This is a genomic window from Streptomyces ardesiacus (assembly GCF_003112575.1).
Lineage (GTDB): Bacteria > Actinomycetota > Actinomycetes > Streptomycetales > Streptomycetaceae > Streptomyces > Streptomyces ardesiacus.
In genome coordinates this window covers 619,230-637,791 of record NZ_BEWC01000007.1, presented here as the reverse complement: position 1 = coordinate 637,791, position 18,562 = coordinate 619,230, and the positions used below count along the sequence as shown (strand labels likewise).

Sequence of the window (18,562 nt, the reverse complement as noted above, 5' to 3'; positions counted from 1 at the left end):
CCGCCCCTGTCACGGCCCCGCCCCGTCAGGGGCGCGCTTCTCTCACGCCAGCAGTGCGGCGAGGGTGCGCCAGCCCTCCCTCGGGAGGCGGGTCATGTCGTCCTCCACGAGCTGGAGGGCGACGTGGTCGGCGCCCGCGGTGTGGAAGGCGTCGATGCGGGCGCGGATCGCGGACTCGTCGCCCCAGGCGAAGACCGCGTCGATCAGGCGGTCGCTGCCGCCGCCGGTGACGTCGGCGTCGGTGAAGCCGAGGTTCAGGAAGTTCTTCGTGTAGTTCGGCAGCTTCAGGTACATGCCGAGGTAGGCGCGGGCCGTCGCCCGGGCCCGGGCCGGGTCGGAGTCGAGGACGACCTTCAGCTCCGGGGCCAGCAGCGGGCCCGTGCCGAGCCGCTCGCGGGCCTGCGCGGTGTGCTCGGGAGTGACCAGGTACGGGATGGCGCCCGCCGCCCGGTCCCGGGACAGCTCCAGCATCTTCGGACCGAGTGCGGCCAGCACCCGGTGGCCGGAGCGCATCCCGGCCCGGTCCAGCTCGTCGAGGTAGCCGACCATCGTCGAGTACGGGCGGCGGTACCCCTGCGCGAGCGGGCCGTGGCTCACGCCGAGGCCGAGCACGAAGCGGCCCGGGTGGGACACCTCCAGCTCGGCGAAGCCCGCCGCGGCCTCGGACGGCTTGTGGTCCCAGATGCTCTGGATGCTGGTGCCGACCACGATCCGCGAGGTCGCGGCGATCAGCGGGGCGGCGTTCCGGGCGGCGCTGTTGCCGCCGAGCCACAGGGCGCCGTAGCCGAGCTGCTCCAACTCGGCGGCGGCCTCGGCGCGTTCGGCTGCGCCGTCCGGGTCCTCGGAGCGCAGTTGCATGCTCCAGACGCCGTGGCGTCCGACCGATTCCTTCAGGTCCTTCGGGTCCTTGAGGTCCTTCGGGGAAGCTGTCGCCTCGTTCATCGCGGGTGATCCCTCCGGTGGGCGCCGTGATCATGCTGCGTGTCTGCTGACAACCATGGGTACCCACCCGCGATTCCCCGACCACACCGGGCCGCACGGCCCGGGGGCCGATCGGGTCACTCGCCGAGGAAGCGCTCCAGTGCCTCCACCACCAGCCGGTGGTCCTCCACCTGCGGCAGTCCGGAGACCGTCACCGCGCCGACGACGCCGACACCGGCCACGGTGATCGGGAAGGAGCCGCCGTGCGCCGCGTACGTGCCGGCATCGAGCCGCGAGGACTCCTCGAAGGTCGTGCCCTTGGCCCGGAACCGCGAGCCGACGAGGTACGACGCCGAGCCGTACCGCTCCACCACGCGGCGCTTGCGGGCGATCCAGGCGTCGTTGTCCGGGGTGGAACCCGGCAGCGCGGCGTGGAAGAGCTGCTGTCCGGCGCGGTGGATGTCGACGGCGACCGGGGCCTCGCGCTCCCGGGCCAGTTCGACGAGGAGGGAGCCCAGCGCCCAGGCGTCGTCGTGGGTGAACCGGCGGAAGACCAGGCGGCGTTCCTGCTCCTCCAGCTCCGCCACGGTGGGGACGGCCGCGTCGGACGGCGTCGGTGCGGTGCTCACAGGGCCACCACCACGCCGTCGCGGGCGGACCGGCGGGCCGCCTCCAGCACGTCCAGGGCGGCGGCCGCCGCCCGGGCGTCCACCGGGTTCGGGCCGCCGTCGCGCAGGGCACCGGCCACCGCCGCGTAGTACGCGGGGTAGTCGCCCGGGACGGTCGCCGTCACCTGTCCGCCGCCGGTCGGCGGGGAGTCCCCGGCCCCGACGCGGCCCCACAGCGACTCGTCCTCCTCGCCCCAGCCGGGGCCCGGCCGCTTGCCCTCGCGCAACGCCGCCTCCTGGGGGTCGAGGCCGTGCTTGACATAGCCGGCCTTCGAGCCGAGCACCCGGAAGCGGGGGCCGAGCCGGGCGGCGGTGGAGGAGACGTAGAGGTGGGAGCGGACGCCGTTCGCGTGCGTGAGCGCGAGGAACGTGTCGTCGTCCGCCTCCGCGCCCGCCCGCCGGACCACGGCCTCGGCGTACACCTGCGTGACCGGGCCGAAGAGGACGAGGGCCTGGTCGACGACGTGGCTGCCGAGGTCGTACAGGAGGCCGCCGATCTCCGCCGGGTCGCCGGACTCGCGCCAGCCGCCCTTCGGCTTCGGCCGCCAGCGTTCGAAGCGGGACTCGAAGCGCCACACGTCGCCCAGCGCGTCCTCGGCGAGCAGGCGCCGCAGGGTGAGGAAGTCGTTGTCCCAGCGGCGGTTCTGGAAGACGGAGAGGAGCAGACCGCGCTCCTCGGCCAGCGTCGCCAGGGCGCGCGCCTCGGCGGCGGTGCCCGCGACCGGCTTGTCCACCACGACCGGCAGACCGGCCTCCAGGGCCCGGGTCGCGAGGGGCACGTGCGTCTTGTTGGGGGAGGCGACGACGACCAGGTCCAGGTCGGCGGCCCGGTCGAAGAGCTCGTCGGGGGCGGCGACGGTGCGCACGTCCGGGAACTCGGCGCGGGCCTGCCGCTGCCGCTCCGGGTTCGAGGTGACGACCGTGTCCAGGGCCAGGCCCTCGGTGGCGGCGATCAGCGGGGCGTGGAAGACGGAACCCGCGAGGCCGTAGCCGACGAGGCCGACGCGCAGAGGGGGAGTGCCGGGTGGAGTACCAGTCATGCGTCCCACTTTCGCAACGGTGTTGCCAAAGTGCAAGCGCCGGGGACAATGGGGGCGTGGACAGGGTGAACGGCGCAGGCGGGGCGAGGGCCGGCGGCCCGGCGGGCGGTGGGGCACGTGGCATGCGGGGTGCGGCGGGCGGCGCCAATCTGCTCGCCCTGCGCAGCCACAACACCGCCCTGGTGCTGGACCTGCTGCGCACCGCCGGCGCCGGGGGCATCAGCCGGCTGGAGCTCGCCGAGCGCACGGGGCTCACCCCGCAGGCGGTCAGCAAGATCACCGCACGGCTGCGGGCCGAGGGCCTGGCCGCCGACGCCGGGCGCCGCGCGTCCACCGGCGGCAAGCCGCGCACGGTACTGCGCCTGGTCCCCGGCGCGGGCCACGCCCTCGGCGTCCACCTGGACCGGGACGAGCTGCGCGCGGTCCTGACCGACCTCGACGGCACGGTGATCGCGGAACGACGCGTTCCGCTGGACCTGGGCGCGGGTGCGGGGACCGTGGTGGAGACGGTGGCGCGAGCGGCGGAGGACCTTACGGCGCAGGCACTGGGGCCGCGTGGCACGGAGCACCGCCCGGGCCCTCCCACAGCCTCGGGCCCGACGCCCGCCGTGGGGGGCTCGCGTGCGCGTGCCGCGGAGGGGCCGGCGCAGGGCGGGGACGGCACGCGAGCCGCCGCGGCGGAGGGAGGCGCGACGCCCGCCGCGGACGGTCCGGGGACCTCTGCCACGGAGATGCCGAGGTCGCCGGCGTCGGGGGAGCGCGCCCCGGGTGGTCGGGCGGTCGGGGGGCCGGCCGAGGGGGAGTGGCCCTCGGACGGGCCGGCCGAGGGGGAGTGGACCTTGGGCGGGCCGGCCGCGGGGGAGCACGCCTGCGGTGGGCGGCGTCCGGGGCGGCGTGCCCCCGGTGGTCCGGCTGCCGGAGAGCAGCCCCCCGGAGAGCAGCCCCCCGGAGAGCAGCCCCCCGGAGAGCAGCACCCAGGGGAGCAGGCCCCGTCGGCCTCGGGGGAGCAGGCCCCCGGGGAGGGTGTCTCCGCCCGGCTGGAGGCTCCCGGCGGGGAGGGACCGTGGTCCGTGGGCGGTGGGCTCGGGGGTGTTTCCGGGCTGCTCGGGCTCGGGGTGGCGCTGCCCGGACCGCTCGACCACGCCCGGGGCGTGCTGCACCGGGTGACCGGGTTTCCGGAGTGGGACGGGTTCCCGTTGCGGGACGCGCTGGAGCGGCGGCTGGGGGTGCCGGTGGTCGTCGACAAGGACACCAACGCGGCGGCGCTCGGCCTCGCCCTGCGCGGGGACGGGGGCGGCTCCTTCGCCTACCTGCACCTCGGTACCGGCCTCGGCGCCGGTCTCGTCTTCGGCGGGACCGTGCACCGGGGCGCCCGGACCGGCGCCGGGGAGTTCGGGCACCAGGTCCTCCAGCTCGACGGGCCGCCCTGCACCTGCGGCGCCCGGGGCTGCACGGAGGCCCTGTGTCTCGCCGCCGTCGCCCGCGGGGACCTCGCCGAGGCGGCGCGGGTGCTCGGCACCGGCGCCGCGAACCTCGCCGGGCTGCTGGACATCGACCTGGTGCTGCTGGGCGGCCGTACCGTCGCCGCCGCACCCGAGGCGTTCGTCCACGGCGTCGGCGCGGTCCTGGACGCCCGCGCCCGGCGCGAGGGCGGTCACGACGGCGCCGTACCGGTGCGGCTCGCGCCCGGCGGGACGCGGGCGGTCGCGGAGGGTGCGGCCCAACTGCTGCTGGCGCCGCTGTTCGGGCGCGGGGACGGCGGCTGACCGCCCGGACGCCCGGCCGGGGAACCGGAGCCCCCGCGTCTGCGACCATCCCTGCGTGGACTATCCCAACGACCAGGCCCCCGGCGCCCCGGTGCGCTCCGGGATCCCCGAGCACGGGCGCGTGCCGAAGTACTACGCCGTCAAGGCGCGGATCGACCGCCTCGTCGGCGAACTGGGGGAGGGCAGCGCCATCCCCACCGAGCGGGACCTCTCCGAGCGCTACGAGGTCGCCCGCGAGACCGTGCGGCAGGCCCTGCGCGAACTCGTGCTGGAGGGCAAGCTGCGCCGGCAGGGGCGTGGCACCGTGGTCGCCGGTCCCAAGCTGGCGCAGCCCCTGTCCCTGGCCAGCTACACCGAGGGCGTCCGGCGCCAGGGACGCACCCCCGGCCGTGCGCTCGTCACCCTCGACCGCTTCCCCTGCCCCGCCCCGCTCGCCGCCGAGACCGGCCTCACCCGGGGAGAGCCCGTCTGGCACCTGGAGCGCGTGCTGCTCGCGGACGACGAGCGGGTCGGGCTGGAGAGCACGTACGTCGCCGTGGCCCGCGTCCCCGACCTGGACACCGCCTTCGACCCCGACTCGTCCTTCTACTCCCACCTCGCCGGACAGGGCATCGCCTTCGGGTACGCCGACGAACGCATCGAGACCGTGCTCGCCACCCCGCGCGAGGCCCTGCTGATCGGCACCCCGCCGGCCCTCCCGATGCTGCTCATCCACCGCGTCTCCCGGGACACCGGGGGCGGCCCGCTGGAGCGGGTGCGCACGCTCTACCGGGGTGACCGCTTCTCCTTCACCACCCGCCTGCACGGCTGACACCGTCCGGACCGCGCACCGCCGGCCGCCGACAGCGCACCGCGGACCGCGCACCGTCGGCCGCCGACGGCGGACCGTGCGGCGGCCGGAAAACGCCCGTCCCGGGTCCGGGCCTAAGTCACGGAAAGATAACGGGTCTAGCCCAAAAGTGACGCCTAGTTCACGCTCCCGTCGTCGGCCGGATGTCTCCGGTTCCCCGATGCCGAGGAGCGTGGCGGCCGTGAGAGTCATAGTCGTCGGAGCCGGCGTGGTGGGCACCATGCACGCCTGGCACGCAGTCAACCGCGGCCACGAGGTCGTACAGATCGAGCGCGAGAGAGAGGCCCGCGGTGCCTCGCTGCGCAATTTCGGCCAGATCTGGGTCAGTGGCCGAGCGGGCGGGGAGGAGCTGGAGACCGCGCTGCGGGCCCGGGAGCTGTGGGAGGAGATCGGCGCCCGGGTCCCGGCGCTGGGCTTCCGTGCGAACGGCTCCCTGACCCCGCTCCGCGGCGACCTGGAGCGGGCCGTCGCCGAGGCGGCCGTCGCCCGCCCGGACGCCGTCGCCCGCGGCCACAGGCTGCTCACCCCCGGCGAGGCCCGCGCGCTGAACCCGGCCCTGCGCGGCGCGTTCGACGCCGCCCTGTACTGCGAGCGCGACGCCGCCGTCGAACCGCGCACCGCCCAGCTCGCCCTGCGCGCCGAGCTGCTCAGGTCCCCCCGGTACACCTTCCTGCCCGGCCGCGAGGTCCGCGACGTCGTCGGCGAACACGCCGTCCGCGACGACCACGGCGACACCCACAGCGGCGACGTCGTTCTCCTGTGCACCGGAGCCTGGCTCGGCGGCCTCGTCCGCGAACTGGCCGGACCCGGCCTGCCCGTACGCCGGGTCCGCCTGCAGATGATGCAGACCGACCCCCTCGGCGAACCGCTCACCACCTCGGTCGCCGACGCCGACAGCTTCCGCTACTACCCGGCGTACGGCTCGCCCGCCCTGGACGAGCTGAACGCCCGGCAGCCGCAGCCCGTCACGGCCGCCGAGCACCGGATGCAACTGCTCATGGTCCAGCGCGCCGACGGCGGACTGACCATCGGCGACACGCACGAGTACGAGCACCCCTTCGCCTTCGACACCCTCGAGGACCCCTACGAGCACCTCACCGGCGTCGTCGAGTCCCTCCTCGGCCGCCCGCTGCCCCGCGTCCGCCGCCGTTGGGCCGGGGTGTACGCGCAGTGCACCGACACGAGCCGCGTCGTGCACCGCCAGCGGGTGCGCGAGGGCGTGTGGCTGGTCACCGGGCCCGGCGGGCGCGGCATGACCTGCTCACCCGCGATAGCCGAGACCACCGCGAACGAACTGGGCTGGTGACACCCGCATGACCACCGCGAACCCGAACCCGAACCAGAACCCGAACCAGAACCCGAACCCGACCGCGTCCCCGACCGGCATCCGCCTCGTCGTCCTCGACATGGCCGGCACCACCGTCGCCGACGGCGGCCTCGTCGAGCGCGCCTTCGACACCGCCGCCCGCGAACTCGGCGTCGAGCCAGGCACCCCGGACCACACCGAGAAGCTCGCGTACGTCCGCGCCACCATGGGCGAGTCCAAGATCTCCGTCTTCCGGCACCTGTTCGGCGACGAGGAGCGCGCCCGGCGGGCCAACTCCGCCTTCGAGCAGGCGTACGGCGCCCTCGTCGACGACGGCCTGGTCGCCCCCGTCCCCGGCGCCCGCGAGGCCGTCGAGGAACTGACCGCCGACGGCCGCACCGTCGTCCTCACCACCGGCTTCGCCCGCGTCACCCAGGACGCCCTGCTCGACGCGCTCGGCTGGCGCGACCTGGTGCCGCTCACCCTGTGCCCCGCCGACGCCGGCGGACGCGGACGCCCCTTCCCCGACATGGTGCTGACGGCCTTCCTGCGCACCGGCGCGGCCGACGGTGTACGCCAGGTCGCCGTCGTCGGCGACACCTCGTACGACGTGCTCAGCGGCGTACGGGCCGGCGCGGGCCTGGTCGCGGGCGTGCGCACCGGCGCCCACGGCGACGACGCGCTCCGCGAGGCGGGCGCGCACCACGTCCTCGACTCCGTCGCCGCACTGCCCGCCCTGCTGCGCGGAGCCGGCTGATGGCACACCCCACCACCGGCGGCATCCGCTTCGACCACGTCACCGTCGCCTACGACGGCAACGTCGTCCTCGACGCCCTGGACCTCACCGTCGCACCCGGCGAGGTCATGGCGCTGCTCGGCCCGTCCGGATCCGGCAAGACCACCGCCCTGCGGGCGGTCGCCGGGTTCGTACGGCCCGCCTCGGGGCGGGTGTTCCTCGGCGACCGCGACGTCACCGGCCTGCCCCCGCACCGGCGCGGCATCGGCATGGTCGTCCAGCAGTACGCCCTCTTCCCGCACATGCGGGTCGAGGAGAACGTCGCCTTCGGGCTGCGCGCCCGCAGGGTCCCCAGGGCCGAGGTCCGCACCAGGGTCGCCGAGGCACTGGAGATGACCGGCATGGGCGCCTACGCCCGCCGCCACCCCCGCGAACTCTCCGGCGGCCAGCAGCAGCGCGTCGCCATCGCCCGCGCGCTGGCCATCCGGCCCGGCGTCCTGCTCCTGGACGAACCGCTGTCCGCGCTCGACGCCCGGCTGCGCTCCGGGATGCTCGCCGAACTGGCCCGGCTGCACCGCGAGTTGCCCGACGTGACGATCCTCTACGTCACCCACGACCAGGTGGAGGCCCTCACCCTCGCCGACCGCATCGCCGTGATGGACAAGGCCCGCCTCCGGGCCTGCGGCACCCCCCGCGAGCTGTACCGGGCGCCCGCCAACGCGTTCACGGCGTCCTTCGTCGGCAACGCGAACCTCCTGCCGGTGACGGTGGGACGGGACGGGGCGCTGCTCGGGGAGACGGAGCTGAAGGTGGACACCGGCAGCGCCGTGCCCGGCGCCTCGGCGACCCTGTGCGTGCGCCCGCACCTCGTCGGGCTCGGCGACGGGCCGAACCGGCTCACCGGCACGCTCGCGGAGCTCCAGTGGCGCGGCGCCACGCACCGCCTGTACGTCGACGTCGCCGGGCACCGCGTGATGGCCGACGTACGGGAGCTGAAGGCGCCGCCGGGACACGGGGAGCCGGTGAGCCTGCACTTCGCGCCCGGCGACGCGGTGCTGCTGCCCGCGGAGGTGAGCGCCGATGACCGGTGAACCGGCGCCGGGGGCCGTCGCCCCGCGCAGGAGCGAGGACCGGCAGCCGGGTGGCCGCGCGCGCGGGGCGTGGCGCCCCTGCCTGTGGGCGCTGCCGCCCGTGGCCCTCCTCGCCCTCTTCTTCCTCCACCCCCTCGCCCTCGTCGTCCAGCAGTCCTTCCGGCCCGACACCGGCGGCACCTCGCTCCGGCCGTACGCCGACGTCCTCGCCTCGACCGCCTTCCGGGAGGCGCTGTGGACCACCGTGTGGCTGGCCCTCGCCGCCACCGCCGGGTGCCTGGTGCTCGGGTTCCTGCTCGCGCTGGTCATCGCCTTCGTGCCGTTCCCCGGGGCGCGGGCGGTGGCACGGTTCGTCGACGTCTTCCTCTCCTTCCCGTCCTTCCTCGTCACCCTCGCCCTGCTCTTCGTCTACGGCAGCGTCGGCATGGCCAACGGCGCGTGGACCGGCGTCACGGGCGCGGCCGAGGGACCGTTCCGGTTCCTGACCACGCCGTGGGGCGTCCTGCTCGCCGAGATCACGTACTTCACGCCGTTCGTGATGCGCCCGCTGCTCGCCGCCTTCTCCCAGCTGGACACCGCCCAGATCGAGGCCGCCGGTTCGCTGGGCGCCCGCGCGCCGCGCATCGTCCGGCGGATCGTCCTGCCGGAGGCGCTGCCCGCCCTCGCGGCCGGCGGCAGCCTCGTCCTCGTCCTGTGCCTGAACGAGTTCGGCATCGTCCTGTTCACCGGCGCCAAAGGCGTCACGACCCTGCCGACCCTCGTCTACGGCAAGGCGATCCTGGAGTCCGACTACCCGGGCGCCTGCGTGGTCGCCGTCGTCAACGTCCTGATCTCCGTGGGCCTGTACGGCCTCTACCGGGTGGTGAGCCGCCGTGCTCGTGCATAGCCGCGGGGCGAGGTGGGCCGTGTGGGCCCTCTTCCTCCTGCTCTTCCTGCCCCTGTTCGCCCTGCCCCTCCTGGTCGTCCTGGGCGCCTCCTTCGCCACGAACTGGTCCGGCGTCCTGCCCTCGGGACCGACCACCGCCCACTACGCGGCCGCCACCCGCGGCGAGGCCCTCCAGGCCCTCACCACCAGCCTGGTCACCGCCGTCGCCGCCAGCCTGCTCGCCCTCACCGCCGGCACCTGGGCCGCGCTCGCCGCGGCGGAGCTGGGCAAGCGGCGCCGCAAGGCACTCGACGCCCTGTTCGTGCTGCCCCTCGCCGTGCCCTCCGTCGTCGTCGGCCTGGCGACCCTGGTCGCCTTCTCCCAGCCGCCGATGCTGCTCAACGGCACCCGCTGGATCGTGATCGTCGCCCACACCGTGCTGGTCACCGCCTTCGCCCACCAGTCGGTGTCCGCCGCCCTCACCCGCCTCGACCCCGGCTACGCCCAGGCCGCCGCGTCACTGGGCGCCTCACCGGCGTACGTCCTGTGGCGGGTGAGGCTCCCGCTGCTGCTGCCGTCCCTGACCGCCGCCGCCGGGCTCTGCTTCGCCCTGTCCATGGGCGAGCTGAGCGCCACGATGATGCTCTACCCGCCCGACTGGACCCCGCTGCCCGTCCTGATCTACGCGGCCACCGACCGCGGCGCCCTGTTCACCGGCTCCGCCGTCGCCGTGGTCCTCATGACCGCCACCCTGCTGGTGCTGCTCGCCGTCTCCCGGATCCGCACCAGGGCCTCGTACCGCTGAACCGCCCCGACCCCGCAAGGAGTTCGCCCCGCCATGCCCAGGACCCCCCGCAAGCCGCTCGCCGCCCTCGCCGCCCTCACCGTCGTCTCCGTCCCCCTGACCGCCTGCTCCGGCACCTCCGCCGCCTCCGACGAGAACGTCGTCACCGTGTACAGCGCCGACGGCCTCAAGGGCGAGAACGGCGACGGCTGGTACGACCGGGTCTTCGCCGACTTCGAGAAGGAGACCGGCATCAAGGTCGAGTACGTCGAGGGCGGCTCGGGCGAGATGGTGCAGCGCACCGCCCGCGAGAAGCGCAACCCGCAGGCCGACGTCCTCGTCACCCTCCCCCCCTTCATCCAGCAGGCCGACACCAAGGGCCTGCTCCAGAAGTACGCCCCGCAGGGCGCCGACCACGTCGGCGGAGCCGGCAAGGCCGCGAACGGCACCTGGACCGCCGTCGTCAACAACTACTTCGGCTTCGTCCACAACACCAAGGAGCTGAAGCAGGCCCCCGCCACCTGGGAGGACCTGCTCGACGGGAAGTACGAGAACAAGCTCCAGTACTCCACCCCCGGCGTCGCGGGCGACGGCACCGCCGTCCTCATCAAGGCGATGCACGACTTCGGCGGCCAGAAGCAGGCCATGGAGTACCTCGGCCGGCTCCAGAAGAACAACGTCGGCCCGTCCGCCTCCACCGGCAAGCTCGCCCCCAAGGTCGACAAGGGCGAACTGCTCGTCGCCAACGGGGACGTCCAGATGAACCACGCCCAGTCCAAGACCATGCCCCACCTCGGCATCTGGTTCCCGGCCCGCGAGGGCGGCCGGCCCACCACCTTCGCCCTGCCCTACGCGGCCGGCCTCGTCACCGGCGCCCCGCACTCCGACAACGGCAGGAAGCTCCTCGACCACCTGCTGAGCCGCACGGCACAGCAGCAGGTCAGCGAGATCGGCGGCGGCTTCGCGGCCCGCCAGGACGTCAAGGCCACCGACGCGAACGCCGTCGCCCTCGCCAAGCTGATGGACGGCGTGGAGGTCTTCGAGCCCGACTGGGACGACATCGAGGAGAACCTCACCTCCTACATCGACGCCTGGAAGGAGGCCACCGGCGGCTGACGCGGCGCGGGCCGGCGGGACCGCGGACCGAGACGCCCGTTCCCCGGGGATCCGGCACTGTTTAGGCTGGGGCGACGCAGGACCGCCCAGGCAGGAGACCGAGCACATGGCAGACCGCAAGCCCATCGAGTCGTGGCTCACCGACATGGACGGGGTCCTCATCCACGAAGGCGTGCCGATCCCCGGCGCCGACGCCTTCGTCAAGAGGCTCCGCGAATCCGGCAAGCCCTTCCTGGTCCTCACCAACAACTCGATCTACACGCCGCGGGACCTGCACGCCCGGCTGCGCCGCATGGGCCTCGACGTGCCGATCGACTCCATCTGGACCTCGGCCCTGGCCACCGCCAAGTTCCTGGACGACCAGCGGCCCGGCGGCTCGGCCTACGTCATCGGCGAGGCCGGCCTGACCACGGCCCTGCACGACATCGGCTACATCCTCACCGACCACGACCCCGACTACGTGGTCCTCGGCGAGACCCGCACCTACTCCTTCGAGGCCATGACGAAGGCGGTGCGGCTCATCAACGCCGGCGCCCGCTTCATCTGCACCAACCCCGACGAGACCGGCCCCTCCGCCGAGGGACCGCTCCCGGCGACCGGCGCCGTGGCCGCGCTGATCACCAAGGCGACCGGCAAGCAGCCGTACTTCGCCGGCAAGCCCAACCCCCTGATGATGCGCACCGGGCTCAACGCGATCGGCGCGCACTCCGAGACCAGCGCGATGATCGGCGACCGCATGGACACCGACGTGCTGGCGGGCATGGAGGCCGGGATGCAGACCTTCCTCGTCCTCACCGGCCTCACCCGGCCCGAGCAGGTCGAGGACTTCCCGTACCGCCCCTCCCAGGTGGTCGACTCCATCGCGGACCTGGTCGAACGGGTCTGAAACCCGGGCGGTGCCCGCATGACCCGATCGGAGCAGCGACACCCCCGCACCGGATGCGGTGCGGGGGTCCGCGAGGCAGCCTCCAGGTAACTGGAGGTACACGATGGGCTCACTGAAAGTCACACTCTGCGCCGGGGCGGCGCTGGCCACCGCGCTGTGCGCACCGGCGGCCTACACCTACGCGGCGGACGGCGGCGGCGTCTCCGTGTCCCCGTCCGCACCGGCCCCCGGCACCGACGTCACGCTCCGCGTGCCCGGCTGCACCGAGAAGACGGCCGTCGCCGTGTCCGGGGCCTTCGAGTCGGACGTACGGCTCGCCCTGACCGAGCGGGACGGCGTCCTCGTCGGCGCAGGCCGGGTCCGCACCAGCGTGCGCGCGGGCGCGTACGTCGTGCAGGTCACGTGCGGCGACCAGGCGCGCAGGGGCACCATCACCGTCCGCGACGAGGGCCGCCCGGCCGCCCACGCCTCACCCGTCGCCCCCGTCGACGCGGGCGGCGGCGGCACCTCCGGGCTGGCCGCCTCGGACACCGGGGCCGCGGCGCGCGTCGACGCCCCCGGCACGGCACACACCCTGACCGGCCTGGTGCTGGCGGGCATCGCCGCCGTCGCCGTCGCGCTGCGCAGCGTCCGCAGCCGGAGCCGCGGGACGGACTGACCATGTCCGAACCGGACGCGCGGGACACCGAGGCCCGCACCGCCGCCCCCGGCGGCCGCCTGGTGACCGGCATCGCCTGGATGGTGCTGCTCCTCGGGCTGTGGCTGTGGGGACGCGAGGCCACCGACGTGCGCGAGGGCGTCTCCCGGCCGGCCACCGGCGACATGGCGGCGGCCGGCCGTCCCCCCGACGTCCCCCTGCCGGCGGCCCACACCCCCCTGGGCGAGGCCCGGCCGCAGCGGCTGGAGATCCCCGGACTCGGCATCGCGGCCCCCGTCCTCGCCCGCGGCCTCGACACCAAGGGCGCGATCGAACCGCCGCCCTTCGACCGGCCCGGCGCCGTCGGCTGGTACGAGTCCGGTGTCGCCCCCGGAGCCGCCGGGACCGCCCTGATGGTCGGCCACGTCGACACCGAGACCCAGCCGGCCGTCTTCTACCGGCTCAGCAGCCTGGAACCCGGCCAGACGATCCGCGTGCTCCGCGACGACGGCCGGACCGCCGAGTTCACCGTCGACGACATCCAGGTCCTCACCCGCGACGGCTTCGACGCCCAGCAGGCCTACGGACCCCGCGACACGGGCCGCGCCGAACTCCGCCTCATCACCTGCGGCGGCACCTTCGACCGCACCACCGACCGCTACACGGCCAACGTCGTCGTCTCGGCGTACCTGACCGGAACCGGCCCGTAGCACACTCCCCGTCCGCCCGCCGGGGAACCGCCGGGGCACGGACGGCGTATGTCAGGATTGAGCCTCGGAACAGTGCACCCAGGGGGGTTGGATGTACGGCAGCAGGCCGGCCGGAACCATGTCCAGGAGGCGGGCCGTGCCGGCGGCGGCACTCGCGGCGGCGGCCCTGCTGCTGGCGGGCTGCTCCTCGTCCGGCGACGACGACGGCAAGGGGGCGGGCGCCGGGATCACGCAACAGCCCAAGGAGACCGACCCGTTCTGGGTCAACCCCGACGGCACCGCGGCCCGGCAGGTGGCCTCCCTCACCGAGGACGGCAAGAAGGACGAGGCCGAACGCATCCGCAGGATCGCCCAGCAGCCGGCCGCCGAGTGGATCAGCCCGGAGAACCCCGAGGAGCAGGCCCGCGGCTTCACCGAGGCCGCCGACGAGGCCGGCCGCACCGCGCTGCTCGTCCTCTACAACATCCCGCACCGCGACTGCGGCCAGTACTCGGGGGGCGGCGCCGCGGACGGCGACTCCTACCGCTCCTTCGTCGACGCCGTCGCCCGGGGCATCGGCGACCGGGCCGCCACCGTCGTCCTGGAACCGGACGCGGTGCTCCACCTCGTGGACGGCTGCACCCCGCAGGAGTTCCACGAGGAGCGCTACGACCTCCTCAAGGGCGCGGTCGCCAAGCTCTCCGCCCTGAAGAACACCAAGGTGTACCTGGACGCGGGCAACGCCGGCTGGGGCCACCCCGACCAGATCTTCGAGCCCCTGAAGTGGGCCGGCGTCGACCAGGCCGACGGCTTCGCGGTCAACGTCTCGAACTTCTACAGCACCGAGGACTCCCTCGCCTACGGCAAGCAGCTCTCCGCCAAGGTGGGCGGCAAGCACTTCGTCATCGACACCAGCCGCAACGGCAACGGCCCCTACACCGAGGGCGCCCCGGACGAGCGCTGGTGCAACCCTCCGGGCCGAGCCCTCGGCGAGACCCCGACGACGAAGACCGCCGACCCCCTGGTCGACGCCTACCTGTGGATCAAGCGCCCGGGAGAGTCCGACGGCGAGTGCAAGGGCGGCCCGAAGGCGGGGGAGTGGTGGCCGGAGTACGCCTTGAAGCTGACGCAGGGGTAGACGCCCCGGGGGTGCGGGGACCCGGAACGACCACCCGGTTCCCCGCACCCGAGGACGCCACCCGCGGGAGCGCTACGGCACGCGCACCCACTCCGCCTTGCTCGGCGTGCCCTCCCCGTCCGTCACGAACATCATGTACCACCCCGACTGCACCAGGTTCTTGCCCTCCGGCACCGTCACCGTCAGCTGGTCCCCCTCGGCCTTGAAGTCCAGCGCGACGGACCGCTGATCCACGTCCGTGACGTGGGTCGACGCGCTCGGCCGGATCAGCCGCACCTTCTTGACCGTGGACGCCGCACGCGAGGTGAACGTGCCCGACTCACCGCGCGCGATGGTCTGCGGACCGCCGGACAGGTCCGGCCGCGAGTCCCGGTACAGGTACGGCGGCGTGTAGATCTCGATCCGCTGCTCGAACTTGCCCGGCTTGGTGTTGGCCTTGTCCCCGTAGAGCGAGTCCGAGCCGAAGAACATCAGGCGTCCGTCGGGCAGCAGGATCGAACCGGAGTGGTAGTTGCGGCCCACCAGCGGATCGGCGACCCGTTCGAACGCGTTGGTGTCCGGGTGGTACAGCCGCGCCTGGAGGATGTTGGAGTCGCTGCGGCCCCGGTAGTCCTCCGAGCCACCGGAGACCAGCACGCTGTCGTCGGGCAGGATCGAGGCCTGCGGATAGCGCGTGCCCTTCTCCAGCGACGGCCCGTCCACGAACTTCGGGTCGTCCGCCTTGAGGTCGACGATGCGGGTCTTCTCGCTGGAGAGCTTGGACTCGCCGACCCCGCCGCCGCCGATCACCATGTACTTCTCGTCCTGCGCGGGCGGCAGCAGCACCGTGTTCGCCGTCTCCAGCATGTTCGCGTCGCTCATGCCGGGGATCTTGGTGAACTTGTTGGTCTCCACGTCCCAGATGCCCGGGTCGCGGCCCACGTCGTCGGGGCCGTAGCCGGCGTTCGCGCCCGAGTAGAAGATCTCGCCGTCCTGCATCAGGAACAGCGCCGGGTACGTCGGGAACTGGCGGACCTTGTCGGTGTAGGTCCACTCCTTCGTCTCCGGGTCGTAGACCTCGTTCTTGCCCGGGACGAGCTGGCCGATGTCGTCGAGGCCGGAGACGCTGAGGATCTTGCCGTCGCCCAGGGTGGTGAGCGTCGGGTACCAGCGGGCCTCGTGCATCGGGTCGACCTTGATGTACTTCTCGGCGACCGGGTCGAACTCGAAGGCGTCCCGGATGCCCTGGAAGTCCTTCTTGTCGAGGGCGAGCTTCTGCGCGATGCCGTACGTGTTGCGGGCGTCGGCGCCGGACAGGCCCTGGACGCGGTAGTTGTCCTCGGTGCCGGTCTCGTACTCGCTGCCGCTCTTCTGCGCCTCGACGTAGATCCGGCCGAGGCCCGGGTCGTTGCGCACGAACGCGCCGGTCTCCTTGTCGAAGACCTTCTCGGCGCGGGGCACCAGCACCGGGTCCTTGGAGACGAAGGTCTTGCCGTTCTCCTTGCCGGTGAACCGGGTGCCCGCCGGCAGCGTGATCGGCTTGTCCGGGTTCTCGTTGTGGACGATCATCAGGCCGCCGGCCTTGGTGACGTCGCCCTTGAGCTTCTCGTACCGCTTGGTGCCGCCCGCGATCAGCAGGTTGCCGTTGGCGAGCTGGGTGTGGCCGGTGCAGAACAGGTCGCTCGGTGTCGGCACCTTCTTGATGGTGCCGTTGACCGGGTCCCAGATCCGGGTGTCGTACTTCTTGGCGTCGAAGTTGTCCTGGTTGTTGCCCGATCCGGCGACGAGCAGCACCTTGCCGGTGCGCAGCAGCGCCGCGTGGATGGTGTTCTGCCGGTACTTCTCGGGAAACTCGACGATCTCCCACTTGCCGTTGGCGGCCTTGTACTCCGGCTTGTTGATCTTGTACTGGTGGTATTTCTCGGTTCCGAAGCGGTAGAGCCACGGCCCGTTCATTCCGGCCAGCGCTACTACCACCGCCGTACCTATCGCGAAGCGACGGGCGCGGCGGCGGCCGGCACGGTCTTTCATTCCTTACGTCCCCCAAGTCCACCAAGGGCGATCTGCATGGTCTGGTCGTCGCCCCCGTCGGCGGAGGCGGCCCAGTCGGGCTGGTGCTGCGGCGCGTGCGCCGCGTGACGTCCACGCGGCTGCTGTCCGTACGGCGCCTGCTGCTGCCCGTACGGCGCGTGGGCCGGTCCGGGCGCGGGCTGCTGCGGCGCAGCCCGCGGCGCGGGCTCCGCCGCCACGGCCGGCGGTTGCTTCTTCGCCTTCCTCAGCTCGTGGCGCCAGGCGAACATCGGCGACGCGGTGATCAGCAGCGCGAACGTCGCCCAGACGATCATCGCGGGGTGCGAGTGGCCGAGCGCGAGGCCGGCGGCGATCGAACCGGCGAAGACCACGATGAAGTACCAGTGGTACCGGAAGGTCCCGAACAGGGTGTCGGGGCTGGCCGAGTCGCCCTTCGGGGTCACCACGAACTTGCTCTTGCGGCGGAGCACGGAGTCGATGAGCGCCTTGGCGTACAGCGGTGCCGACAGCGCGGACATGATCATGCCGGCCACGCCGCCGGAGCCCTCGGGCTCGTGCGGGGAGACGTTGTGGCGGCGGTTCCAGACGTACAGGCCGATCTGGAGCGCGGAGGCGTTGCCGTAGAGCATCAGCCAGACCGCCGGGTCGATGTTGACGCCGGACGCGCCCAGGCCCAGGAACAGGCAGCAGCTCAGCGCCGCCAGGATCCAGTTCAGGGCCGACATCGGATAGAAGATGATCATCATCGTGTAGTTGAAGAGCTTGCTCGGCGGCAGCGAGAACCAGCCCTTCCAGTACTGCTTGAGGATCGTCTCGTACGTCCCCCGCGACCAGCGCATCTGCTGGGTGAAGAAGTCGGTCCAGGCGTTGGGGCCCTCGCCCACCGCGAGCACGTCCGGGGTGTACACCGAGCGCCACTTGCGGCCCGTGGCCGGGTTCTTGTGGCGGTGCATCTCGAAGCCGGTCGCCATGTCCTCGGTGATCGAGTCGTACAGGCCGCCGATCTGCTTGAGCGCCTTGATGCGCACCGCGTTGGAGGTGCCCACGAACATCGGCCCGCCGTAGCGGTTTCCGGCGCGCTGGATCAGCGCGTGGAAGAGGAACTGCTGCGACTCGGCGGCCTTGGTGATCGGGTTGTCGTAGTTGCCGTAGACCTGCGGGCCGATGACGAAGCCGACGTCCGGGTCGCGGAAGAAGCCGAGCATCCGCTCCAGGTAGTTGGGCAGCGGCACGTGGTCGGTGTCGACGGAGGCGAAGAAGTCGTAGTCGTCGCCGTGCGCCTCCAGCCAGGCGTTGTAGTTGCCGTGCTTGGTCTTGGCGCGGTGCGGGCCCTTCTTGCGGTTCCACTTCGAGACGCCCTTGCGGGAGAAGTGGTGCACGCCCAGGCGCGCGCACACCTCCTTGACCTCGGGGTCGTCGCCCTCGTCGAGGAGCCAGACGTGCATCAGACCGCGGTGGCGGATCTTCACGGCCGCCTCCAGGGTCTTCGTCACCATCTCCAGCGGCTCCTTGCCGGGCACGAAGGAGGTGAGGAAGGCGACCTTGGTGCCGGTCTCGGGCACCACCGGCACCGGGTCGCGGGCGACCAGGGTGGCGTGCGCGTTCGACAGCACGTTCAGGCAGCGGAACAGCTCGATCAGGCCGATCGCGACGAGCATCACGACGTCGAGCGCGGGCAGCCAGGAGAAGGCGGGGTAGTCGCGCTCCGTCCAGTGCTGCGGCTGGAGCAGCCAGACCAGCAGCACCACCGACAGCAGCGGCGCGGCGGCCAGCATCAGGGCGACCCGGATGCGGTGCGGCTCCTGCGAGATCAGCGAGCGGTACTGCACCCGGTACGGCTTGTTCGGGTCGGGCTGGGTGAGGGGGCCCGCGAGGCGGCTGTAGTGCTCGTAGTCGTACTTCGGCAGCGTCTTCTTTATCCGGCGGAACGAACCGGTGTTCCAGTTCCGGTGCCCGGGCACCCGGAGCTGGGTGGTCTGGGACGGGTCGTGGTCCGCCCCGGCGCCCGTCGGCGTCGACGTCATGAGTCATCCCCCCACACGCGGGTCATGCGTGTTTC

General features: G+C 73.2%; 17 protein-coding genes. 12 read left to right on the top strand and 5 right to left on the bottom strand.

The annotated features are described in order from the left end of the window. Positions 1-42 precede the first annotated feature (42 nt). The 3 genes from Sdi02f_RS24900 to Sdi02f_RS24890 form a co-directional block, all read right to left on the bottom strand. The gene (locus Sdi02f_RS24900; RefSeq protein ID WP_030400135.1) at positions 43-942 is read right to left on the bottom strand and encodes an LLM class F420-dependent oxidoreductase; all 900 of its coding nucleotides are present in this window, start codon (positions 940-942) and stop codon (positions 43-45) included. A gap of 116 nt (positions 943-1,058) precedes the next feature. Beyond that, positions 1,059-1,550 (bottom strand): heme-degrading domain-containing protein, encoded by a 492-nt coding sequence (locus Sdi02f_RS24895; protein ID WP_031084219.1) that lies wholly within the window; start codon positions 1,548-1,550, stop codon positions 1,059-1,061. Then, positions 1,547-2,629 carry a Gfo/Idh/MocA family oxidoreductase gene (locus Sdi02f_RS24890; protein WP_108934038.1) on the bottom strand — a complete coding sequence of 361 codons (1,083 nt, stop codon included), beginning with the start codon at positions 2,627-2,629 and terminating at the stop codon, positions 1,547-1,549. Before Sdi02f_RS24890 ends, Sdi02f_RS24895 begins: the two co-directional genes overlap by 4 nt. Before the next feature lie 122 nt (positions 2,630-2,751). Here Sdi02f_RS24890 and Sdi02f_RS24885 point away from each other — a divergent pair, with 122 nt between their 5' ends. The 12 genes from Sdi02f_RS24885 to Sdi02f_RS24830 all read left to right on the top strand — a co-directional run bounded on the left by Sdi02f_RS24885 (position 2,752) and on the right by Sdi02f_RS24830 (position 14,493). Further along, positions 2,752-4,395 carry an ROK family protein gene (locus tag Sdi02f_RS24885; protein WP_108934037.1) on the top strand — a complete coding sequence of 548 codons (1,644 nt, stop codon included), beginning with the start codon at positions 2,752-2,754 and terminating at the stop codon, positions 4,393-4,395. 55 nt (positions 4,396-4,450) lie between these two features. Continuing rightward, on the top strand, positions 4,451-5,206 hold the full coding sequence (locus tag Sdi02f_RS24880) for a GntR family transcriptional regulator (protein ID WP_030400132.1): 756 nt from the start codon (positions 4,451-4,453) through the stop codon (positions 5,204-5,206). A gap of 220 nt (positions 5,207-5,426) precedes the next feature. Further along, positions 5,427-6,551: a TIGR03364 family FAD-dependent oxidoreductase gene (locus Sdi02f_RS24875; protein WP_030400131.1), complete on the top strand. Its 1,125-nt coding sequence runs from the start codon at positions 5,427-5,429 to the stop codon at positions 6,549-6,551. Positions 6,552-6,558: 7 nt separating this feature from the next. Then, complete coding sequence (locus tag Sdi02f_RS24870) at positions 6,559-7,308, top strand: phosphonatase-like hydrolase (protein WP_037824429.1); 750 nt, start codon at positions 6,559-6,561, stop codon at positions 7,306-7,308. Then, positions 7,308-8,378, top strand: coding sequence for an ABC transporter ATP-binding protein (locus Sdi02f_RS24865; RefSeq protein ID WP_030400129.1), 1,071 nt, complete (start codon positions 7,308-7,310; stop codon positions 8,376-8,378). Before Sdi02f_RS24870 ends, Sdi02f_RS24865 begins: the two co-directional genes overlap by 1 nt. Continuing rightward, on the top strand, positions 8,368-9,264 hold the full coding sequence (locus Sdi02f_RS24860) for a 2-aminoethylphosphonate ABC transporter permease subunit (protein WP_108934036.1): 897 nt from the start codon (positions 8,368-8,370) through the stop codon (positions 9,262-9,264). Before Sdi02f_RS24865 ends, Sdi02f_RS24860 begins: the two co-directional genes overlap by 11 nt. Then, positions 9,251-10,048 carry an ABC transporter permease gene (locus Sdi02f_RS24855; protein ID WP_030400127.1) on the top strand — a complete coding sequence of 266 codons (798 nt, stop codon included), beginning with the start codon at positions 9,251-9,253 and terminating at the stop codon, positions 10,046-10,048. Before Sdi02f_RS24860 ends, Sdi02f_RS24855 begins: the two co-directional genes overlap by 14 nt. A 33-nt stretch (positions 10,049-10,081) precedes the next feature. Beyond that, positions 10,082-11,143 (top strand): 2-aminoethylphosphonate ABC transporter substrate-binding protein, encoded by a 1,062-nt coding sequence (locus Sdi02f_RS24850; RefSeq protein ID WP_055467624.1) that lies wholly within the window; start codon positions 10,082-10,084, stop codon positions 11,141-11,143. Between the two features lie 106 nt (positions 11,144-11,249). Beyond that, the gene (locus Sdi02f_RS24845) at positions 11,250-12,029 is read left to right on the top strand and encodes an HAD-IIA family hydrolase (RefSeq protein ID WP_030400125.1); all 780 of its coding nucleotides are present in this window, start codon (positions 11,250-11,252) and stop codon (positions 12,027-12,029) included. A gap of 103 nt (positions 12,030-12,132) precedes the next feature. Further along, a complete protein-coding gene (locus tag Sdi02f_RS24840) occupies positions 12,133-12,687 on the top strand; it encodes a hypothetical protein (protein ID WP_030400124.1) in 555 nt (184 codons plus the stop codon). A 2-nt stretch (positions 12,688-12,689) separates the two neighbouring features. Next, positions 12,690-13,376: a class F sortase gene (locus Sdi02f_RS24835; protein ID WP_031084211.1), complete on the top strand. Its 687-nt coding sequence runs from the start codon at positions 12,690-12,692 to the stop codon at positions 13,374-13,376. 91 nt (positions 13,377-13,467) lie between these two features. Beyond that, positions 13,468-14,493 (top strand): glycoside hydrolase family 6 protein, encoded by a 1,026-nt coding sequence (locus Sdi02f_RS24830; RefSeq protein ID WP_030400122.1) that lies wholly within the window; start codon positions 13,468-13,470, stop codon positions 14,491-14,493. Between the two features lie 72 nt (positions 14,494-14,565). On the opposite strand, the gene glxA is transcribed toward Sdi02f_RS24830, so the two are convergent. Together glxA and Sdi02f_RS24820 are read right to left on the bottom strand one after the other, a co-directional pair. Further along, a complete protein-coding gene (glxA, locus tag Sdi02f_RS24825; protein ID WP_055467627.1) occupies positions 14,566-16,503 on the bottom strand; it encodes a radical copper oxidase GlxA in 1,938 nt (645 codons plus the stop codon). Beyond that, entirely contained in the window at positions 16,500-18,527 is a 2,028-nt protein-coding gene (locus Sdi02f_RS24820) for a glycosyltransferase family 2 protein (RefSeq protein WP_030400120.1), read from the bottom strand. The genes glxA and Sdi02f_RS24820 overlap by 4 nt, the downstream gene beginning before the upstream one ends. Between the last annotated feature and the right edge of the window lie 35 nt (positions 18,528-18,562).